General features: G+C 27.5%; 23 protein-coding genes, 3 riboswitches and 2 other annotated features (1 of these 28 running past the window's edge). Of the genes, 3 read left to right on the top strand and 20 right to left on the bottom strand.

The window, feature by feature from the left end; all coding sequences use genetic code 11:
* Positions 1-69, bottom strand: a binding site (T-box leader) (it extends 149 nt beyond the left edge of the window).
* A 98-nt stretch (positions 70-167) separates the two neighbouring features.
* On the bottom strand, positions 168-1,001 hold the full coding sequence (locus tag CKV72_RS03085) for a GHMP family kinase ATP-binding protein (protein WP_095177461.1): 834 nt from the start codon (positions 999-1,001) through the stop codon (positions 168-170).
* 240 nt (positions 1,002-1,241) lie between these two features.
* Between CKV72_RS03085 and CKV72_RS03080 the strand changes: the two genes are divergently transcribed.
* The 3 genes from CKV72_RS03080 to CKV72_RS03070 are packed head-to-tail and all read left to right on the top strand — an operon-like array spanning position 1,242 to position 4,095.
* On the top strand, positions 1,242-2,192 hold the full coding sequence (locus CKV72_RS03080) for an ABC transporter substrate-binding protein (RefSeq protein WP_095177460.1): 951 nt from the start codon (positions 1,242-1,244) through the stop codon (positions 2,190-2,192).
* 22 nt (positions 2,193-2,214) lie between these two features.
* Complete coding sequence (locus CKV72_RS03075; RefSeq protein WP_095177459.1) at positions 2,215-3,261, top strand: FecCD family ABC transporter permease; 1,047 nt, start codon at positions 2,215-2,217, stop codon at positions 3,259-3,261.
* 6 nt (positions 3,262-3,267) lie between these two features.
* Positions 3,268-4,095: an ABC transporter ATP-binding protein gene (locus tag CKV72_RS03070; protein WP_095177458.1), complete on the top strand. Its 828-nt coding sequence runs from the start codon at positions 3,268-3,270 to the stop codon at positions 4,093-4,095.
* On the opposite strand, the gene CKV72_RS03065 is transcribed toward CKV72_RS03070, so the two are convergent.
* The 19 genes from CKV72_RS03065 to cobM form a co-directional block, all read right to left on the bottom strand.
* Positions 4,092-4,697, bottom strand: a complete 606-nt coding sequence (locus CKV72_RS03065) for a DUF3793 family protein (protein ID WP_095177457.1) — start codon at positions 4,695-4,697, stop codon at positions 4,092-4,094. The genes CKV72_RS03070 and CKV72_RS03065 overlap by 4 nt on opposite strands.
* 120 nt (positions 4,698-4,817) lie before the next feature.
* Positions 4,818-5,843, bottom strand: a complete 1,026-nt coding sequence (gene asnA / locus CKV72_RS03060) for an aspartate--ammonia ligase (protein ID WP_095177456.1) — start codon at positions 5,841-5,843, stop codon at positions 4,818-4,820.
* A 95-nt stretch (positions 5,844-5,938) separates the two neighbouring features.
* Positions 5,939-6,187 (bottom strand) — a binding site (T-box leader).
* Positions 6,188-6,247: 60 nt separating this feature from the next.
* Positions 6,248-7,099, bottom strand: a complete 852-nt coding sequence (locus CKV72_RS03055) for a patatin-like phospholipase family protein (protein ID WP_095177455.1) — start codon at positions 7,097-7,099, stop codon at positions 6,248-6,250.
* 74 nt (positions 7,100-7,173) lie between these two features.
* Positions 7,174-8,895 (bottom strand): phospho-sugar mutase, encoded by a 1,722-nt coding sequence (locus tag CKV72_RS03050; RefSeq protein ID WP_095177454.1) that lies wholly within the window; start codon positions 8,893-8,895, stop codon positions 7,174-7,176.
* 188 nt (positions 8,896-9,083) lie between these two features.
* Positions 9,084-9,563 (bottom strand): hypothetical protein, encoded by a 480-nt coding sequence (locus tag CKV72_RS03045; RefSeq protein ID WP_095177453.1) that lies wholly within the window; start codon positions 9,561-9,563, stop codon positions 9,084-9,086.
* 208 nt (positions 9,564-9,771) lie between these two features.
* Positions 9,772-9,953, bottom strand: a riboswitch (cobalamin riboswitch).
* A 239-nt stretch (positions 9,954-10,192) separates the two neighbouring features.
* Positions 10,193-10,381, top strand: a riboswitch (cobalamin riboswitch).
* 291 nt (positions 10,382-10,672) lie between these two features.
* Positions 10,673-10,933, bottom strand: a complete 261-nt coding sequence (locus CKV72_RS03040) for a hypothetical protein (RefSeq protein ID WP_089863128.1) — start codon at positions 10,931-10,933, stop codon at positions 10,673-10,675.
* Between the two features lie 18 nt (positions 10,934-10,951).
* The gene (locus CKV72_RS03035) at positions 10,952-11,872 is read right to left on the bottom strand and encodes a SufB/SufD family protein (protein WP_089863129.1); all 921 of its coding nucleotides are present in this window, start codon (positions 11,870-11,872) and stop codon (positions 10,952-10,954) included.
* A 1-nt stretch (position 11,873) separates the two neighbouring features.
* Entirely contained in the window at positions 11,874-12,608 is a 735-nt protein-coding gene (locus CKV72_RS03030; protein WP_089863131.1) for an ABC transporter ATP-binding protein, read from the bottom strand.
* 131 nt (positions 12,609-12,739) lie between these two features.
* Positions 12,740-13,726 carry a polysaccharide deacetylase family protein gene (locus CKV72_RS03025; RefSeq protein ID WP_089863133.1) on the bottom strand — a complete coding sequence of 329 codons (987 nt, stop codon included), beginning with the start codon at positions 13,724-13,726 and terminating at the stop codon, positions 12,740-12,742.
* Positions 13,727-13,858: 132 nt separating this feature from the next.
* Positions 13,859-14,377 (bottom strand): cob(I)yrinic acid a,c-diamide adenosyltransferase, encoded by a 519-nt coding sequence (gene cobO / locus CKV72_RS03020; RefSeq protein WP_095177452.1) that lies wholly within the window; start codon positions 14,375-14,377, stop codon positions 13,859-13,861.
* Between the two features lie 21 nt (positions 14,378-14,398).
* Positions 14,399-14,788, bottom strand: a complete 390-nt coding sequence (locus CKV72_RS03015) for an ATP-binding protein (protein WP_095177451.1) — start codon at positions 14,786-14,788, stop codon at positions 14,399-14,401.
* A gap of 94 nt (positions 14,789-14,882) precedes the next feature.
* Positions 14,883-15,064: riboswitch (cobalamin riboswitch) on the bottom strand.
* A gap of 11 nt (positions 15,065-15,075) precedes the next feature.
* Positions 15,076-15,594 carry a cob(I)yrinic acid a,c-diamide adenosyltransferase gene (gene cobO / locus CKV72_RS03010; protein WP_169712342.1) on the bottom strand — a complete coding sequence of 173 codons (519 nt, stop codon included), beginning with the start codon at positions 15,592-15,594 and terminating at the stop codon, positions 15,076-15,078.
* Between the two features lie 74 nt (positions 15,595-15,668).
* Complete coding sequence (locus CKV72_RS03005) at positions 15,669-16,478, bottom strand: sirohydrochlorin cobaltochelatase (protein ID WP_095177450.1); 810 nt, start codon at positions 16,476-16,478, stop codon at positions 15,669-15,671.
* 35 nt (positions 16,479-16,513) lie between these two features.
* Positions 16,514-17,266, bottom strand: a complete 753-nt coding sequence (locus CKV72_RS03000) for an AIR synthase related protein (protein WP_095177449.1) — start codon at positions 17,264-17,266, stop codon at positions 16,514-16,516.
* On the bottom strand, positions 17,253-17,759 hold the full coding sequence (locus CKV72_RS02995) for an ECF transporter S component (protein WP_095177448.1): 507 nt from the start codon (positions 17,757-17,759) through the stop codon (positions 17,253-17,255). The genes CKV72_RS03000 and CKV72_RS02995 overlap by 14 nt, the downstream gene beginning before the upstream one ends.
* A 93-nt stretch (positions 17,760-17,852) precedes the next feature.
* Positions 17,853-18,623: a cobalt-precorrin-6A reductase gene (locus CKV72_RS02990; protein WP_095177447.1), complete on the bottom strand. Its 771-nt coding sequence runs from the start codon at positions 18,621-18,623 to the stop codon at positions 17,853-17,855.
* An 18-nt stretch (positions 18,624-18,641) separates the two neighbouring features.
* The gene (gene cobJ, locus CKV72_RS02985; protein ID WP_095177446.1) at positions 18,642-19,358 is read right to left on the bottom strand and encodes a precorrin-3B C(17)-methyltransferase; all 717 of its coding nucleotides are present in this window, start codon (positions 19,356-19,358) and stop codon (positions 18,642-18,644) included.
* A gap of 5 nt (positions 19,359-19,363) precedes the next feature.
* Complete coding sequence (cbiG, locus tag CKV72_RS02980; protein WP_095177445.1) at positions 19,364-20,377, bottom strand: cobalt-precorrin 5A hydrolase; 1,014 nt, start codon at positions 20,375-20,377, stop codon at positions 19,364-19,366.
* Positions 20,378-20,380: 3 nt separating this feature from the next.
* A complete protein-coding gene (gene cobM, locus CKV72_RS02975; RefSeq protein WP_095177444.1) occupies positions 20,381-21,151 on the bottom strand; it encodes a precorrin-4 C(11)-methyltransferase in 771 nt (256 codons plus the stop codon).
* Positions 21,152-21,153 lie beyond the last annotated feature (2 nt).

The following is a 21,153-nucleotide window of genomic DNA, read 5'->3' as shown; positions in this document are numbered from 1 at the left end:
AACGATTTTCACCCACCATCGTCTCTCTTTATAATTCATACAATTACTGCTTTCCATCATAATTTTTATCGTATTATTAAGTAATGTTATTACATATACCCTTATATTGCAAATCAATATTTTGTCATTATTCCACTTCACATCATTTATGCTTTTATTTTCATTTATTATGTCCACTTTTCTAAAGATTTTACTTTATATATTTTAACCCCTTTTAATATATTAATATATTTATTAAGTATATCTTTTTTTAGTTCCCCTTCATATATTATACCTAAAGCATCTCCACTATGTGCTCCTATTATCCCCCAAGCTCCTATTTCCCTTTGAATTTTAAGTACAATAGGCAATATTGTATAGTCTAGCCTTTTAGTATTTCTTACTATACTTTCTGTAGAACAATAAGCTATTTTATTTATATCTTTATATTTTATACTTTCTTTTAATATAGGTACTAAATCTTCTATATTGCTTAACGGTGTAAGAACTTTTTTATTAAATTCCACAGTATTAACAATCTTTTCTCCTTCAAAAACTAATATATTAAATTGTGGACATTTTCCAATACCTTCACTATAATCACCTTTTTTATAATCAAATAAAGTTAATTCTTCAAAAATAATACTATCTGTTGGTTCTATTTTTACACAATTGTCTATTAATTCTTTTTGATTGTACGGCCTTTTAAACAAATCTATTAGGCAATTATATACTGCCGCTAAATCAGCTGTGCTACTTGCAAATCCTTTTCCTTTAGGAATTTTTGATTGTATGTCTATATGTAAATCTGAAAAATAATTATAATACCCCCACTCCTTTAATACATTTTCCATAAATTTATAGGACTTATAATGTCTATTCATATTTTTTTCTTCTATACTTTCATAAATTTTAACTTTTGTATATAAGTTTATGGGACATGAACATAATATATCTTTATCTTCAAATCTTCCTTGAATTATTTCTCCAAAACTTCCTGGATAAAATATAACCTTTTCCATTTCCTATTCCCCTTATTTTTTCTTATGCTATGTTTAAAGCTATATTTTATTTTATCAGTATACAATAAAGGTGTAAATACAATACTCTTCAAAATTCAAGATATATTGACACATATATTTTAAAATGTTAAACTCAATTCAAAGTTATGTTTAATAACATATAGACTTATTCCTTTATCTTATCATGGATTTAGGTAATAGATTTTTGTATTTAAAAATTTTATTTTTAGGAGGGCTTCAATGAAAAAGTTAAAAAAAGGTTTAGTATTATTAATTTCAGTATTTTTAACATTTTCAATAGTCGCATGTTCAAATAATAAAAATGACAATATCAAGGAAAGTAAAAACTCTTCTAATATTTCTGAAAAAACTACATATCCTTTAAATTTAAAGGATTCCTTTGGAAGAGAAGTAACTATTGAAAAAGAACCATCTAAAATAATATCTCTAGGACCAAATGTAACCGAAATCATTTTTGCTTTAAATAAAGGTGAAAACCTTATAGGTAGAACTGAATTTTGTGATTTCCCAAAAGAAGTAGAAAAAATAGACACTATTGGAACCCTACAAACTCCAAACATAGAAAAAATAGTAGAATTAAAACCTGATATAGTAATTGCTTCTACTCACGCTACAGAAGAATACTTAAATAAATTAGAACAATTAGGAATTAAATCAGTAGCTTTTTACGGTTCTGAAGATTTTGAAGGTGCCTACGATGTAATTTCAAATATAGGTAAAGTTTTGAATGCTAATAAAGAAGCACATACTATAGTAGATAATATGAAGAAGAAAGTTAATTCTGTTGAAGAAAAAATTAAAGGAAAAGATACTCCTTCTGTTTATTATGTAATAGATTTTGGTAAAAGTGGAGATTATACTCCAGGAAAAGATACTTTTCTACACAAATTAATAAATTTAGCTGGTGCTAAAAATGCAGGTGAAGATGCAGTTCAATGGAAATATAGTTTAGAAAAAATCATAGAAAAAAAACCAGACATAATTATATGTTCTAAATATTATGATTCAAAGAAAAGATTACAACAAACAGAAGGATATAAAGATTTAGAAGCTATAAAAAATGGTAAACTTTTTGAAATAGATAATAATATGCTAGATAGACAAGGCCCAAGACTTGCAGATGGATTAGAAGAACTTGCTAAGATAATTCATCCAGATGCTTTTAAATAATACCTTAGAGAGGACTTTATAAATGAACTCCATAAAAAAAAATAGTTATTATTCCATTACTTTTATCATAATGGCTTGTATACTTTTTATTTCTATAATTTTATCTAGTACTTTAGGCGTTGCTAATATAACTTTTAGTAATAGCATGCAAATTCTTATGGGTAAAATTCCATTTATAAATAAATTAATAAATGTAGATAATATATCTGAAACTCATAAACTTATAATTATTAATATAAGGCTTCCTAGAATAATATTATCAGCTCTTATTGGCGCAGGTTTATCCGTAGTTGGCTGTGTATTTCAAGCAATATTCAAAAATCCTATGGCAGATCCTTATGTACTTGGAATATCTTCTGGATCTGCTCTAGGAGCATCTATATCAATAGTTATGGGCATTAGTAGTATGGCATTTGGTATAGCCGGTACTACCCTTTTTGCCTTTATAGGAGCAATTTTTACAACAGTTTTAGTATATTTTATAGCTAAAACTGGAACTAAATTACCTACTAATACCTTGTTACTTGCAGGAGTATCGGTTAGTTTTTTGTTTTCTTCTATTAATTCTTTAATTATGATATTTAATAGGGATAGAGTTGAACAGATAGTATTTTGGACTATGGGAAGCTTAGCTTCAGCTACGTGGAAACAAGTAATTTCTTTATTTTTATTTGTAATTATAGGATTTATACTAATTATTATATACTCTAGAGACTTAAACCTAATGCTTATGGGAGATGAAACGGCTTGTAACTTAGGAATAGAAGTTAATTTTGTTAAAAAATTTTTACTAATTGTATCTTCTATTATTATAGCATCTTGTGTATCTGTAAGTGGTGTTATTGGTTTTGTTGGACTTATTGTACCTCATATTACTAGAATGATTGTAGGTCCTAATCATAAAGTCCTTCTTCCTTTCTCCACTTTAGGTGGTGCAATCTTTATGATAATATGTGATACATTATCAAGGATTCTAGCACCACCTGCTGAAATACCAGTAGGTGCAATTACTGCTCTTTTTGGTGCTCCTTATTTTATATATTTATTAATTAAAAATAAAAAAAGGTGATATGATATGTGTAATAAAGACTCTAATCCCATTATTTTAAATAATCTAAATTTCTCATATAATGAAAAACATATACTTAAAAACATAAATATATCTTTTGAAAGAAATAAATTTTATAGTATTTTAGGACCAAATGGCTCTGGAAAGACAACACTTTTAAAGAACATTCTAAAGGCCTTACCTACAACTGATAAAACCATATATATAGATGCTTTTGATATAAATAATTATAAAAATAAAGATTTAGCTAAGAAAATGTCTTCCGTTCCTCAAAATACTAATTTGGAATTTGATTTTACTTCTTTTGATGTAGTTTTAATGGGCCGCTCACCTCATTTAAAAAGATTTGAAAGAGAAACTAATAAAGACTATGAAATAGTTAGAGAAGCTATGGAAATTACAAATACTTGGCATTTAAAAGACAAGTACATAAATCAATTAAGTGGTGGTGAACGTCAAAAAATAATTATAGCTAGAGCATTAGCTCAAGAAAGTAGTATTATATTATTAGATGAACCAATTTCTAATTTAGATATACAAAATCAAATAGAAATAATGGATACTTTAAAATTTCTCAATAGAGATGTAACTATAATTTCCGTACTGCATGATTTAAATTTAGCTGCTCAATATAGTGATTATATTCTTTTGTTAAAAAATGGCGAGATTTTCTTTAAAGGAACTCCTGAAAAAGTTTTAAGCGTAAATAATTTAAAATATGTTTATGACGTTAATACATATATAATAAAAAATCCAGTTACAGGAAAGCCTCATATAATACCTATAAGTAAAAATTTTCTTTACAATAACTTAAATATAAATAAAGCATTCTAAAAAACCTTGTTAAAAAAGGTTTTTTGTTTATTATAAATAAATTCTAATACTATTAGTCTAGCTTCATCATATTCTCTAAAAATATTTTTAGCTTCTTCTATATTATTATAAGCTTTCCAATATCCATTTAATAAGTAATCATCTTTAGGATTATTTATAAATCCTTTTATATCCTCTAATGGAATCCCTAAAAACACGCCTAATTCATATGGACACTGAACCTTATATCTAAATTTTAGCGTATCTAAATATCCTTCAATTTTATTGCTTTCTTTATATCCAATATCTTTTAAAAAATTAATATTTTCTTTTTTATATACATGATTCTCTAAAGATTTCTTTCTATAAAATAATTTTATCTTAAAATCTTTTGTATTCTTAAGAGGATAAGTTTCTAAAGAAAAATATCTTTTAAATTCTTCTCCATATTTTCCCCACAACATATATAAATTTCTATTATTTCTAGATAAATTTACAATAGTGGAAGGTTTATTCTTTAAAATAGTAGGTGCAATATTATAAGCTAGTATAGAAAACATATATTCTTTATCATCTAAGTTTTTTATAATATTAAAACTTTGTACTATTTCTTTTTTATTCATAATATTCACCTTTTAAAATAATATTTTTATACAATCCATTAATCCTTATTTTATAGTATGCATATTTAGAAAATTTTCTATACAAAAAAGTCCCTCTTTAGTATAAGAGAGACTTTAGTGTTATAATAACATGATTCCTTTTTCTTTACAGAATTTTATCATTTCTTCTGGCCATATGGATGATTGAACTTCACCTATATGAGCTTTTTTTAAGAAAAGCATACACATTCTAGATTGACCTATTCCACCACCTATAGTATATGGTAACTTTTTCTCTAAAAGCATTTTATGAAATTCTAATTCCTTTCTTTCTTCACAATTAGCTAATTTTAACTGTCTTAAAAGAGCTTCTTCATCTACTCTTATTCCCATAGAGGATAGTTCAAATGCTTTATTTAAAACTGGATTCCAAAAAAGTATATCTCCATTTAGTTCCCAGTCATCATAGTCTGGAGCTCTTCCATCATGTTTTTCTCCTGATTCTAATGTTTTTCCTATTTTCATTAAAAATACTGCTTTCTTTTCTTTAGTTATAGCATCTTCTCTTTCTTTAGGCGTAAGATCAGGAAACATATCTTCTAATTCTTGAGTAGTCATGAAAAATATTTCCTCTGGTAAAACCTTACCTAAAAATGGATATAATTTATTTATGTGTTCTTCTGTTTCTTTAAAGGCTTTAAATATTTTTCTAACTATATCTTTTAAATATTCTTCATTTCTATCTTCTTTTCTTATTATTCTTTCCCAATCCCATTGGTCAACATATATAGAATGAGTATTGTCTAAATCCTCATCCCTTCTTATGGCATCCATATCTGTATATAATCCTTCATTTACATTAAAATTATATCTATAAAGAGCCATTCTCTTCCACTTTGCTAAAGAATGAACAATTTCTACTGCTTCTTCATTATCATCTTTAACAGTAAACTTTACTGGTCTTTCTACTCCATTTAAGTTATCATTTAATCCTTTATCACATCTTACAAAAAGAGGTGCAGATACTCTTATAAGGTTTAATTGTTTTGCTAAAGCTCTTTCAAAATAATCCTTTACTTCTTTAATTGCTATAGCAGTTTCTTTTAAATCTAATTCTGTTTTATAATCCTTTGGTATTATTAATCTTTCTTCAAACTTAGTTTCCATAAAATTACCTCCTAAAATTATCTACTATAATAAATTACTTGTTTCCATGGATTTTAGTAAATAGTTTTTTAATTTAAAAAAGCTCTTCATCCCAAATAAGGGACGAAAAGCTTAAACTCTCGCGGTACCACCCTGGTTAGTCTATAAAAGACTCTCCTCTTTAAGAACATCTAACAATGTTCTCCAGCTTTAACGATCTGGATTCGTCTAAGTCTACTCTCAATATATTGATTTCGGTTAGAGACTCAAGGATGTTCTTCGGTACAAAATTCCTATCGATCTTTCACCACCATCGACTCGCTATAATTACCTTTTATACTTACTCTTCCTATCACAGTCTTTTTTATTTATATTAAAACTATTGACTAATATTATATATTCTATATTTTCCAATGTCAATAGCTTTATGCATTATTAATCCAATCTATCATTTTGTCATACTGATTTTCTGCATCTTTATATCCCATTGTATAGAGTTCTTCTAGTTTTTTTGTATTTTTTTCTATCCTTTTTACTTTTATTTTATCTGTAGGTCTTAAAATAAAAACTTTATTTTCTTTTTCTAATTTCTCTATATAATCTAAAGTTTTATTGTATACTCTATATCTATGTTCGACTGCTTTTATTAGATTTTCATAACCTGAATAAAATCTTCTTAATAATCTTTTTTTCTTAAAAGGCTCTTTTCTATATCCTTTAGGTCTAGTTAATATAATAATATTTTTAGTATTGCCATCTTTTATAGATTTTCCTATAGGAATAGAATCTGTTATACCTCCATCCAAAAGTTCCATACCATTATATTTAACTATTGGACTGATAAATGGTAAACTACTTGAAGCTCTTACTATAGTAAGTATATCATCATCTTTATCTTTATCAAAGTATACTGCTTTACCTGTTTTACAGTCTGTGGCAACTATAATAAATTTTTGTTGAGAATTATAAAAGTTTTTAAAATCAAAAGGTTCCAATGTATTAGGTATTTCATTATAAATAAAATCTATTCCTAATAAACTTTTACATGTAAACATATTTTTAATACTCAAATATCTAGGATCATTTACATAATTTATCGTTACAGCCTTATTTCTCTTTTTTTGTTTTGAAACATAAGATGTAGCATTACACGCACCCATAGATACCCCTATTACATATGGAGTATAGAAGTCTTTTTCCATAAAATAATCCAATATTCCTGCAGTGTAGAGACCTCTCATTCCCCCACCTTCTAATATTAATCCCACTTTATCCATGTAGTATCCTCCTATAACTGCAATTTGTAAAATGAAAAAACTTTATAGATATTAGATTAATATCTTAATTTCTATTATTCTACTGAATTAAGTTTTTCCATAATAGTTTTTTCCATTATTTTTAATTTGTTTTCTGAATCTTTTAAAGTACTTCCTTTAGAATATAAGTATATTTTTATTTTAGGTTCTGTTCCAGATGGTCTAACTGCATACCAAGATCCATCTTCTAATATAAATTTAAGTACATTGGATTTAGGAAATTCTATTGGCTTTTCTTCACCGCTTATAAGATTAATTTCTTTTCCTTCATTTATATCTATATATTTTACAAGTTTCACATCCCCTATAACTTTAGGAAATTCTTTTCTATATACATCCATCATTCTTCCTATTCTCTTTTGTCCTTCTACACCTTCTAATATAAGTGATATTAATTTTTCTCTATAATATCCAAACTCTTTATATATTTCATTTAATACATCTATTAAAGTTTTTCCTTGTGTTTTATAATAAGCTGCCGCTTCACATAAAAACATTGCTGCAATAACTGCGTCCTTATCTTTAACAAAATCTCCAGCGGTATATCCTATACTTTCTTCATATCCAAAAATAAAATTATATCCTTTTTTATTCATTTCCATTTCTTTACCACAGATATTTTTAAATCCTGTAAGAGATTCAAAGGTTGTAACTCCATACTTTTCCCCTATAACCTTTCCCATATCACCAGTAACTACTGATTTTATTATCATTGGTTTTTCAGGTAAAGTTCCTTTTTCCACTTTACTTTCTACAAGATACTTAATTAAAACAGCTCCTGTTTGATTGCCATTTAATGCTGTGAATTCCCCTTCTTTATTTCTAGCCATTACTGCCAATCTATCACAATCAGGATCTGTTGCTAATAATAAATCTGCTCCTTCTTTTTCCCCTAGTCTTTTAGCATATTCAAAAGCCTTTATATCCTCTGGGTTCGGATATCCTACCGTAGTAAAATCTGGATCTGGATTTTCCTGTTCTGGTACTACTACTACATTAGTAAATCCTCTTTCTTTTAAAACTCTTCTTACTGGAATGTTTCCTGTTCCATTTAATGGCGTATACACTATTTTAATATTCTTATCTATGTCATCCCTTATAGACAAGGATTTAACTTTTTCTATATATTCATCATCTATTTCTTTACCTATGATATTTAAAAGTCCTTTTTCTAAAGCTTCTTCTTCAGATATAAACTTTATTTCTTTAAAATCTTTAATATTGTTTATCTCTTCTGTTATAGGTATTGCTATTTTATCTAGTATTTGTGCTCCATCCTCCCAATATACTTTATATCCATTGTAATCCTTAGGATTATGACTAGCAGTTACCACTATGCCTGATATTGTGTTTAATTTCCTTACAGTATAAGATAGTTCTGGAGTTGGTCTTAAATCTTCAAATAAATATGCTTTAATACCATTTGCAGCTAAAACCAACGCTGCAGTTTTTGCAAAAACATCTGAATAATGTCTACAATCATATGCTATAGCTACTCCTCTATCCATTGCCTCTTTACCTTGTTTTATTATAAACTTTGCAAGGCCTTGAGTTACTTTAGCTATTATATATTTATTCATTCTATTTGTGCCTGCTGCAATTTTCCCTCTAAGTCCAGCTGTTCCAAACTCTAAATTTTTATAAAATCTATCTTCTATTTCTTTAGGATTATCCTCTATACTCCTTAATTCTTCTCTTGTAGCATTATCAAAATAATCATTATTTAACCATTCATTATAAACTTTCATATAATCCATAAATGTCTCTCCTCTCTTTTGTTCTATACTCATATTTTATCAGATTTTTATATATTTTATTAGTATATTCTATAATTATTTCCTATAAATAGATATAAAAAACCTTAAGCTTTTACATTTTATAAAAGCTTAAGGTTTTTACAATGTATTTATAATTTATAAATGAAAATTTTTAAAAATTGGACAGGCTAGATTCTAATCTCATCTTTTATATTAGGTCTATCTTTCAAAGTTACTTTTATAACAACGGTATCTGATCCTAATTTTGTAAATTTATTAATAATATTTTCATCCATTTTGCCTAACTCCTCATTATTTACTGTAAATACTAAATTATCCACAGGTATTTGTTGACCTAATTCATCTTGTACCTCAAATTGTATTTCATCTCCGGGTTCAATTCCTTCTAAGTTATTCACTATTCTTATAGAGCTTATTCCTATATTTTCACTTTGTATTTTATTTATTATGTCTCTAATTTCTTTTAAAGATAGTATATTATTTTCATTTAAATTTTCTTCTGAATTTACTTCTATCGTATCATCTTTTTTATTAGTTTTTGCAAATACTGTTCCCATTTCTAATATACCAACATCTCCAATAGTCAAAAGCATTAACACTACAACCAACACACAGATAAAATTTTTGTACTGTCTTTTTTTATACATATTTTAATCCCCTCTTTAATTGAAATAATTTGTCTTTACATATATTCTTTTAATCAGTATAAGACTTATCTCAACCCCCTTTATAAAATTAATATTTTTATAATAAAAAAACCTTATATCCCACAAAATTCCATGAGAGTATAAGGTATTATACTAATCCTTAAAACTTAATATAATTTTCAATACCCAACTTTCTCCGGAAGTTGTATATTCACACTACTATAAAGCAGGTCTCCTGACTTATGATTCATCATTTATTTCCGCCTTCTCAAGAATATCTCAATGGCTTATGGAATAAACTCACCAATTACAGTGGCCGGACCGTGGAGGATTTTCACCTCCTTCCCTTTTAATTCTTTTTTACAAGAAACTTTATAAACAAATATTTAATTTTTAATAGTTTATTAATATTTACCATTTATTTTATCAATTTATTAATTTCATATACATTATAACATATTTTTATAAAAATTACACCTGGTATTGTTAATAATTATAAATAAAATATTAATATGTTTATTTATAATATATATAATTATCATATTTTTATTATTTAAGCTATTTTTTATTATTTTGTTATTTTACTGTTGACATATTAATTTTGAGATGATATACTTTATTCATAAGTTAATAACAAATGAAATTTAGGTGCTCATTTTGTTGTATATAATGGGTGAAAAGGGAATGTGGTTAAATTCCACAGCAGCCCCCGCTACTGTAATAGATGACGAGCCTTTAATAACCACTTCTAAAAAGAAGGAAGGTAAAGGTTAGAATGATTCTTAAGCCAGGAGACCTGCCTAAATTATTAAAAACCTCTTTCGGTGGGAAAGTTGTGGTAGTTTTGTGTGCTATAAGATTATTAATTTCAAAATAATTATCTTATTGTGATAAAAAGCAACCTTTTCCATGGGTTGCTTTTTTTAATAATTTAATATTGCAAATCTCAACTCTTTTCTTACTGTTAAATGATGAGTAATATTCCAAGCACTATAGTCTTTTAATATCGTAAGAATAAGAGTCAATTTTGAAAAATAAGCTGTATGCAATAAAAATAGTTTTAAATAGAAACCGCCTTTCTATTATTTATTATTCTACAGCTTATTTTTTTATTGTATTTTTAAAACATAAGTATAATATATTATATTTATTATTTGAAAAAATACCAATATGGCTACAAATAAATTTAATAAATTATTTTTATACATTTTATTTTTTACTAATATATAAAAATATGGTATGGAAATTATAATACTAATAGCTAATAGTATTATTCTATAAATAGAACCCACTTCAAAGCTTCTACTTATAATCGTTATTACAGTAACTAATATGAATAACACATTTAAAATTGATTGATTATTTTTCATAGTAGACTCCTTTTATAACTATTTTAAAAAGCCTTTTAATATAGTATCTTCAGCTTCTTTTTCAGTAAGTCCTAAGGACATTAATTTTATAAGTTGATCATTTGCAATTTTCCCAATAGCTGCTTCATGTATAAGCTCTGCTTCATTGTGCTTTGCCGCTATAGCAGGAATTGATTCAACTTTAGAATTTCCCATTATAATAGAGTCACATTGTACATGGGCTCTACATTTATTTTTACCTACAACATTAAAATTAAATTTTTGATTTGAATCATCTTTTGCTACAGAACGTGAAATTACCTGTGCTGTTGAATCTTCTCCTTTTAATTCTATTTGTATATCAGATTTTGCCTTCTGCTTTCCTTCTGTCATCATTCTTTCTGTAATAACTAAACTAGCTTCCTTTTGTAAATAGATTTCTGTTTCTCTTTCCGTATCATCTACTCCCTTAATTTGTATTATTTCCATTTCAACCTTTCCACCTTCTTCTACATGAAGAATGGTTTTTGAATTGAAAACTTTTTTTCCCTTTCCCTCTCCTTCTGCGTAATGTTTTTCACTATACTTTAATTTTGCACCTTTTCTTACAAAAAATTCATGAACTCCATCATGCTGCGTTTTTGAATGTCCTGGATTATGTATTCCACATCCTGCAACTACCTCAACTTCTGAATTTTCACCTATTTCAAAAGTATTATATACCTTATCACTAAGGCCTTCTTGAGTTAAAATAACTGGTATATGTACACTTTCTCCTTTAGTGCCAGGTTTTACAATAACATCTATTCCGCTTTTATCTTCCTTATTTTTTATATGTATATTGTTAGAAATACTTCTTTCTAATTTTTCTCCATCTTTTCTTATATTATGTGCTCCAGAAAATATATCTTTAACATTATCTATGACATTTAATATTCTCTCTTCTACTGATCCTAACATATTAATTTCTCCTTTCACAGACAGCATTACAGCCACATTCTACCCCAAAAGTTACTTTAGATAGTATTTCATCTTTTGAAGTTTTCTTTTCTATTTTACCTTCGGATATTATAATCACTTCATCTGCTAATTGAATTATTCTCTCTTGATGAGAAATTATAACTAGAGTTAATTTTTTTTCTCGATTAAGATTTTTAAAAGTTTCCACTAGTTTTTGAAAACTCCATAAATCAATTCCCGCTTCCGGTTCATCAAAAACTGCTAACTTTAAATCTCTAACTAGAATTGTAGCTATTTCTATTCTCTTTAACTCTCCTCCAGAAAGACTATTATTTATTTCTCTATTTAAATAATCCTGTGGACAAAGTCCTACATCTAAAAGAACTTTACAAAGATCTAAGTCTTTTTTCTCATCTGCTTTTGCAGCTATTTCTAAAAGTTCTTTTACCTTTATGCCTTTAAATCGTGCTGGTTGTTGAAAAGCATATCCTATTCCTAACTTTGCTCTTTCATTTATATCTAAATTAGTTATATTTTCTCCATTAAAAATTATTTTACCTGATGAAGGTTTTCTTATACCCATAAGTAACTTTGAAAGAGTAGTTTTACCACCTCCATTAGGACCTGTTATTACATAAATTTTACCCTCTTCAATGTTTAGGTTTATATTGTCTAATATTGTAATTTCTTCTCCATTTTCTTCTACCTTTAAACCTACATTTTGAATATCTAACATACTCTCTATCCCTTCTTATTAAAATTATTGCAATCAATTAAAATTTTAACATATTTGCCTTATTAAAAAAAGATTAAAAGCATATATAAGATAAAACATTAAAAATTCTATCCTAATATATGCTTTTTATATTAGTTATTTTGACTTATTATGCCAAATTCAAAACCTTGACCTTTAAGATATTCTATTAACTCTGGTAAGGATTCTACTGTAGTTTTTTTAGTGGCTGAGTCATGCATTAGTATTACTAAATGATTGTGATTTACCATGTCCCTTTTCACATTATTTAACAACTCTTCTTTAGGTACATTTAATCTTCTTGCATCGCCATTTTCTATATTCCAATCTATATGTTTAAAACCGGCATTTAAAAGTTCATTTTCATAACTTTTATGATTAAAAGATCCCCCCGGAAATCTTACTAAATTAGTTTTAAAATCTTGTCCCAAAACTGACTTAATAGCATTATCACACTTTTTTACATCTTGTACAAAGCCTTGTGGAGTATAATTGCCAAAATACTTTATATTATGACTATAAGTGTGATTACCTATAGCATGTCCTTCTTCCACTTCTCTTTTTAAGTACTCAGGATTTGATTCTACAGAAGTCCCTAGTACAAAAAAAGTAGCTTTTACATTATATTTTTTTAATATATCTAATATTTGTGGAGTATACATGCTTGGACCATCATCAAATGTTAAAAACGCAATTTTCTTTTTATCTGCATTACCCCATATTTCATCAACAGTCATAACAATAGTATTATTTTTATCTCTTTTAAGACCATCTTGTCCAACTAAAAGACCCTTGTCCTCTTTTTTATCATTATCGGTTTTATCCTCTTCTGCATTATCTTTTATTTCTTTATTTTTCTCATTTTCTTGAAGTTTTTCATCATCATTTTTCTCTTTATTTTCTATAATTTCTTGTTGTTTTTCATTATTGGATAAAACTTTTTTCTTATTAATAGAACTTTTAATCCATATGCCTCCTGCAAATACAATTAAAACAGCAAGCAGAAATATAGTTCGTCTTCTTCTTCTTTTTCTATTTTTCCTATTTCTTCTTTTATTTTCCGAGTACAAATTCATTCCATAATCTTTATCTTGCTTCATATTACATCACCCTTGCCTTTAATACTTTTTCATAACCTACTATTATTCTACTACATTCTATACTAAAAAAAATTACAAATCTATAACAAAAACTTTAATTAATGAATAATTATTAAATAACTTTTTTATATTTTAATTTTCTATACCTTTTCTACATTTAACACCTTTATAATAATAGTGTTTTATTTCTGCCATCTCTGTAACTAAATCTGCTCTATCTATTATTTCTTGTGGTGCATATCTTCCTGTTAAAATAATTTCTGTTTTTTCAGGTTTTTTATCTAAAATTTTTATAACATCCTCTGGTGAAAATAAATTATAAAACAAGGCTATATTTACTTCATCTAAAATTACTACATCATATTCCTCAGAATTTATTACTTCTTCAATCCTTTTTAAGCCCTTGACTGCTCTGTTTATATCATCTTCAGTGGGGTCATTATATATGAAACAATTCTTTCCAAACCTTTCTATAACAAAATAGGGTAAATAGTTTATAGCATTTAATTCACTATATTTCATTCCCTTGACAAATTGCCCCATAAAAACTTTTTTTCCTGCACAAGTTGCTCTTAATGCTAGACCTAATGCTGCTGTAGTCTTTCCTTTACCATTCCCTGTATAAACTTGAATATATCCTTTCTCCTCCATGATTTCTCCTCCAAATCATTATTATTCTATATAGAAATAGTCTAACATATCTTTTCTATTTGGTAAATCTATAGCATCCTGCTTGCATACATTTTGACAATCTTTACATAATAATTCACAATTTTCACCTTTTATTTCCACTCTATTTTTTTCATTGTTAAAATAATATACTTTACTACAAACTTCTATACATTTTTTACATTTATCACATCTACTGTAATTTATAATTGGTTTCCAATATCGTTTGCTTTCTATTGAAACAAATTTTATTTTATGTTCTACTAAATTCATGAGTTGAGCAGTCTTTTCTTTATCTTTTTCTGCTATATTAAATAATTTTTCTATATTTGCTCTCATATCATCTGTCATAGCTTGGAATAAAGTTTCCATAGTAGACAAATCCTTTGTCAAATTAATTCCCCCTTTTGCATTGAAAAAACATCTTTCCCTAGGAAAAGATGTTTTAGCTTCACAAAACTACCACATCTCCTATCCTCGTAGGAATGCTTACTTTAATAAAAAGGCAGGTATCCTGACTTACAGTTCATAGTTTTAATAAACTTTACCTTCCCATTATTCAACAGTGGTAAAATCTAACTCCCTGATTACAGTGGCGGGACCGTGATGGATTTTCACCATACTTCCCTTTTAAGAAATAACTATTTCACCTTTTTATTCATATTATTTTATTTTAACTATTAATTTTCTATTCCTTTTCTACAAGGAACTCCTTGAGTATAGTAATGTTTTATTTCTCTCATTTCTGTAACTAAATCTGCTCTGTCTATTATCTCTTGTGGTGCATATCTTCCTGTTAATATTACTTCAGTATGTTCTGCTTTTTTATCTAATAAATCTAAAACTTCTTGAACTGAAAATAATTCATAAAATAAAGCTATATTTATTTCATCAAAAACTACAACATCATATTCACCTGATGTTAGAACTTCCTCTGCTCTTTTTAACCCTTTTTTCGCTTCCTCTATATCAGCTTTTGAAGGTGTACCAAATATGAAAGCATTTCTTCCAAACTGTTCTAATGTGAAATTTGGAAGTATTTCTGGAGCTTTTAATTCACTATAATTCATTCCCTTTGTAAATTGACCAAAAAATACTTTTTTACCAGCACAAGTAGCTCTTAAAGATAAACCTAAAGCCGCTGTAGTTTTACCTTTACCATTGCCAGTATATACTTGAACATATCCTTTATTTGACATATAAATCCCTTCTTTCATATAGTTAAATTTATTTATTCCTTATTTAATAATATAACACAAATAAATACTTATATCTATATTTGTTCTTTTAATGGATTATTATCTATACAATCTTGAACATATTGAGTATAGATATCTTGTATTCCCCTATTTTCTCCTAATCCATGAAGATATATATTTACTTTAAAACCTTCTTTTTCTAATATATTCTTCCATGAATCCTCATCTTCCCCCGCCATATCATTTGTTGCATGATCTCCTGCTACTATCATAAAAGGCATTAATGTTACTTCTTTTATATTTCTTTCTTTTAGCTTACGAACAACTACATCTATTTCTGGAAATCCTTCTACATTAGCTACAAAAATATTTTTCAAACCGCTTTGTTTTAATACATATTGAAATTGTGAATAACATGAATTAGAATGATGTACACTTCCATGTCCCATAAATAGCACTGCAGAATCTTCTCTAATTTCAGGTATTTGTGGTTTTAAAGCTTCTACTACATTAAAATAATCTTCTATTCTATAAAGTAGAGGTCTTCCTAGTGTAAGTTTTTTAAATGCTTTTTTATTTCTAAATCTATGAACAGCTATTTTTATTTCATCGTATTCATCTCCTGGAATTATATGTAGAGATTGTACTATAACCTCTTCAAATCCATCCCTAGCCATTTTTTCTAAAGCCTCTTCTGGATTATCTATGTGTATATTATCTCTATTCTTTAATTTATTAATTATCATTCCAGAAGTAAATGCTCTTCTAACTTCATAATCTTTATAGGTTTCTCTTATTTTATTTTCTATAGCTTCAATTGTAGCCTTTCTTGTTTCCTCATAACTTGTCCCAAAACTTACTACTAAGATACCCTTTTTTGACATAAAAACATCTTTCCTTTCTTTTCACTTTATAATATTTAGGTTTCTTTTTTTATTTCACCTAAAAGATTTATATTTTCTATATTCTTTACCTTTTCATATACTTTTTTTGAAACTGCTGCAATTATAACCGTAGCAGGCCCTGCAGTTTTTCTTATATCCTCATTAATCTTATTTTCTCTTAAATAAAATTTACAATTATTATTTTTAGCTAACTCTTCTGCCTCAAACAATATACCTTTAGATCCTACTGGAACTATTTCATAAGCCTCTTCCTCTTTTAATAAGCTATATATATGATTATAGTTTGCTATTTCTTCATCATAACCTTCTATATTTATTTCTTTTCCTACTTTAGGAGTTCCTATAGAGATAAGCAAACAATCTTTTTTTATATTATTAACTCTCATTTTTCCATCATCTACAATTCCAATCACAGTAATTCCAAGACCTGTGGCCTTAGTAGGAAAATTTTCTTCTGTACTTCCATTTAAGGTTATGTTATTTATATTAGCTTCTTTTAGTTCTTGTTTTATACCTCTTATTATTTCACTACCTGTAGGCTCCATTTCATTGCAAACAGCATCTGTTATAGAAACTATTTCTGCTCCTGTACATAGAACTTCCATTAATGCTACCCTTGCTGTAAATTTTCCTACAATAAATGCTGGTACTTTTAAGGTATCCTCAAGTTTGTTTCCAATACCTCCACAACTGTCACAAGCAACTATTAAATTTTTATCCTCTGTTAACTTAATTAACGTAAGATCCCTAACTTTACTTATTTTCATAGTTTTTTAAGCTCCTTGGTAAAAATTTATAAATTAATACTGCAACTATTGCATTTATGGCAGCTACTGCTGAAAGTACAGGAACTAATGCAAGTATTCCTGCCTTACCCATTATTGGCATTAAAAGAGGTGATAAAACTAATAAATTAATTGGTCCATTTACAGTTACACCTACTATTACTGCTAAAATAATTGCCAATACTTTATTTTTATTTACCAGTAACTTATAAACTAAAGCGAATATAGCCATAGTAACTGCCATAATTACAGTTATTACTAAGTGCACTGGCAAGGAAAGAGGAAAACCACTAGTTAATGCAGTTAAAAAATGTCCTACTCCTCCAATTATTCCACCATACACTGGCCCTAAAAGAAGTGCTCCTAAAAATCCTGGCATGGCATCAAAAGCTATAGTACCCATAATTTTTATATTTGCCCCTATAAAAGATAAAGCTATAAAAAGGGCTGTTATTACTATTTTATTTATTTTCATAATATTATCCTCTCCTAATTACTAATATTTATTTTGATTAATTAGGAGAGTTATTACACTGAATTACCACACATATTTTATTGATACTCCCTTTTATATGTATTGTAACTTTTTTAAATACTTAATAACTTCTTCCTTATTATTAAATTTATTCTTATAATCTAAACTTTTTCTATCTACTACAATAGCATATATATTTTCATCTATGGCAGCTCTTATTTTTTCTTCTGTTCCACCTTCTTTGCCGCTATCTTTAAGTAATATAGCTTTAGCATTGTATTCTCTTATAAAAGCTCTGTTTAAATCATAAGTAATAGGTCCTTTAATAGCTATGATATTGTGTAATTCTACACCTAAATCAAAACATTCTTTTATAACTTTTAAAGATGGCAGAACTCTATGAATTATTCTATTTTCCAAATTTAATTTTATTATTTTATCCATATTTCTACTACCTGTAGTATTTAGTATATTTCCTTTTATATATTTTAATTTAGAATACAAATCCTCGTAATTTTCTACTACTAATATCTTTTCTTCTCCTAAAAATTTTTCAATAATTTTTTCTCTTTCAAATCTAATATATTCTATCCCTATACAATTACAAACTTCCATGGCATTTTTACTTACTTCCAACGCATAGGGATGAGAAGCATCTATTAAAACTTCTACCTTTTTTTCTTTAAAAAGTTTTATCATATTTTCCTTATCCAATGGAGTTGTATTTAAGTATTTGTATTTATAGTCCTTTAATAATTCTCCACCATAGGATGTAGCCGTAGATACTAATATATTATCTGTATACCTATTTAAATTTGAAAGAAGTTCTTTTCCTTCAGATGTTCCACTAATTAAACCAATCATAAAAAATCCTCCAGGTTTTTACAAAGAATATCCTCTTGGTGTTATAAATTTTCCTTCTTTTATATAACTTTGGCTATTACCTATAATTACAATAGAAAACATATCTACAATTTCCTCATTAAAGCTATCTAAATCAGTTACAGTAATTTCTTGTCCCTCTCTTAGAGCATTTTTCACTACTCCAATTGGAGTATTTCCTTTTCTATGCTTTTTTATTATATCTAAACATTCTTTTAAATAGTGAGGTCTTCCCTTACTTCTAGGATTATATAGTGAAATTACAAAATCTCCTTTGGCTGCAAGTTCTATTCTATTTTTTATTAATTCATAAGGTGTCATTAAGTCACTTAAACTTATATTACAATTATCATGCATAATTGGGGAACCTAATACAGATGCTGCAGAAGATGATGCTGTAACTCCTGGAATTATCTCTACATTCTCATCCTTTTTTAATTCTAGTATTAATCCTGCCATACCATATATACCTGCATCCCCAGTACTTATTATAGATACAGTTTTATCCTTTGAAAGTTCTAATGCCTTTTTACATCTTTCTACTTCACCTTTCATACCAGTAGAAACTACTTCCTTATTTTCTATTAAACTTTTTACCATATCTATATACTTTGTATATCCAACAATTATTTCACTTTCTTCTATAGCCTTCACAGCCTTTAATGTCATATGATCAAGTCCTCCTGGACCAATTCCTATTACATATAGTTTTCCCAAAATAATCACCTTTCCTTATGGATTGTGTTCTGTCCAATGCACAACGTCATTCCATTTAATTTTAATTTACCACTTATATTATTCCCACCTTGTAATTTAACACAGGGTTCTGCAACAGACCTAACCCCTATGGTCTTTTCCACAAAGTCACTTCCTTCAAAATCCTTATGAACTTCCTTTATTTCATCTATAGTAAATATTTTCATGGGAGCTTGAAGCTTTTGTGATAAATTAATAATAGCCTCTTCTTCTTTTTTAATTTCTACTGTTCCTATAGATTCTATGGCTCTTTTGTCTATGTTATATTCCCTTAATGTATTAGCAACATTATTCTCCATAGCTTCCTTTGAATAATCTTTTCTACACCCTATACCAAGTACTATATTTTTTCTTATAAGTTTTAACTTTTTCATATTTGATAGTTCATCTGGTAGTTTATAATCAATTTTATTAGTGACATAAACCACTCCCTTACTATCTTTAAAATCCTTTGTATATCCCTTAGGGGTAGATATTATATTTTCTTCATCTAAAAATGCAACTTTCTCTTCCCCTACAAGAAGGGATGCTATATCTTTTGCATCTTTTAAACTATCTATTATAAGGTTATTTTCTTTAGCAATCATATCTGGAGCAGTAATTCCTAAATTATCTGTAGCAGTAGTAATAACAGGTGTAGCCTTTATTGTTTCCGCTATTTTTAAACTTATTTCATTTGCTCCTCCTAAGTGACCACTTAAAAGACTAATAACATAATTTCCTGAATTATCTATAACTATCACTGCTGGATCCTTATCCTTAGATTTTATATAATGCGCTATGGATCTTACTGCTATTCCCGTAGAAGTTATAAAAACTATAGCTTCAAATTCTTCAAAAGCTTTTTTAACTACATCTTTAAAAACAAAGTTTTCACTATTATTTTTAGAAAATATAGTTACATCACCCTTTAAAAGTTTTTCTATGGTAGTTGCAATTTTATCTCCATTTTGGGTAATAGTTATAATAGCCATTTTCATATATTATTTTTCTGCCTTTCTGTACATGTGTGAAAAGCTTTTATCATATAGAAGACTTTTATCATAATCACAATCTATAAAATCTCCAACTAGTATTTGGGCACACTTAGTTATATTAGCTTCTTTAACTTTATCAGCTATATCATCTAAAGTACCAATAATAGCTCTTTCATCTTCCCAAGTAGCTCTTTCCACTACAGCAATAGGTACATTTCTTCCATAACCTTTTCTCAATTTTTCTACTACCTTATCTATCATACTAATAGACAAGAAAATTGCCATAGATGCACCAACAGATGCTAATTTTTCTAAATCTTCTCCTTCTGGTACTGGAGTTCTTCCTTCCACTCTAGTAAGTATTAAAGTTTGAGTTACCTTAGGAAGTGTAAATTCTCTTTTTATAGCTGCTGCCGCTGCAAAACAGGAACTAACTCCTGGAACAACTTCATATTCCATATTAAGCTTATCTAATTCATCCATTTGTTCTTTTATAGCTCCATACATAGATGGATCTCCTGTATGAAGTCTAACTACTGATTTACCTTCATTATTAGCTTTTTTCATAACTTCTAGAACATCCTCTAGAGTCATGGAAGCTGAATTGTATTTTTCTACATCTTTTTTACAAAAATCTAAGTGTTCTTTGCTTACTAAAGAACCTGCATATATAACAACATCTGCTTTCGCTAATATATCTCTTCCTTTTACTGTAATTAAATCCACATCTCCTGGTCCCGCTCCTATGAAATATACCTTTGAAGTATTTTTACTCATAA

The sequence above is a fragment of the Clostridium cochlearium genome, assembly GCF_900187165.1.
Classification (GTDB): Bacteria; Bacillota; Clostridia; order Clostridiales; family Clostridiaceae; genus Clostridium_G; species Clostridium_G cochlearium.
Note: the sequence above shows the minus strand (reverse complement) of the source record. Positions and strands in the feature narration are given on the sequence as shown.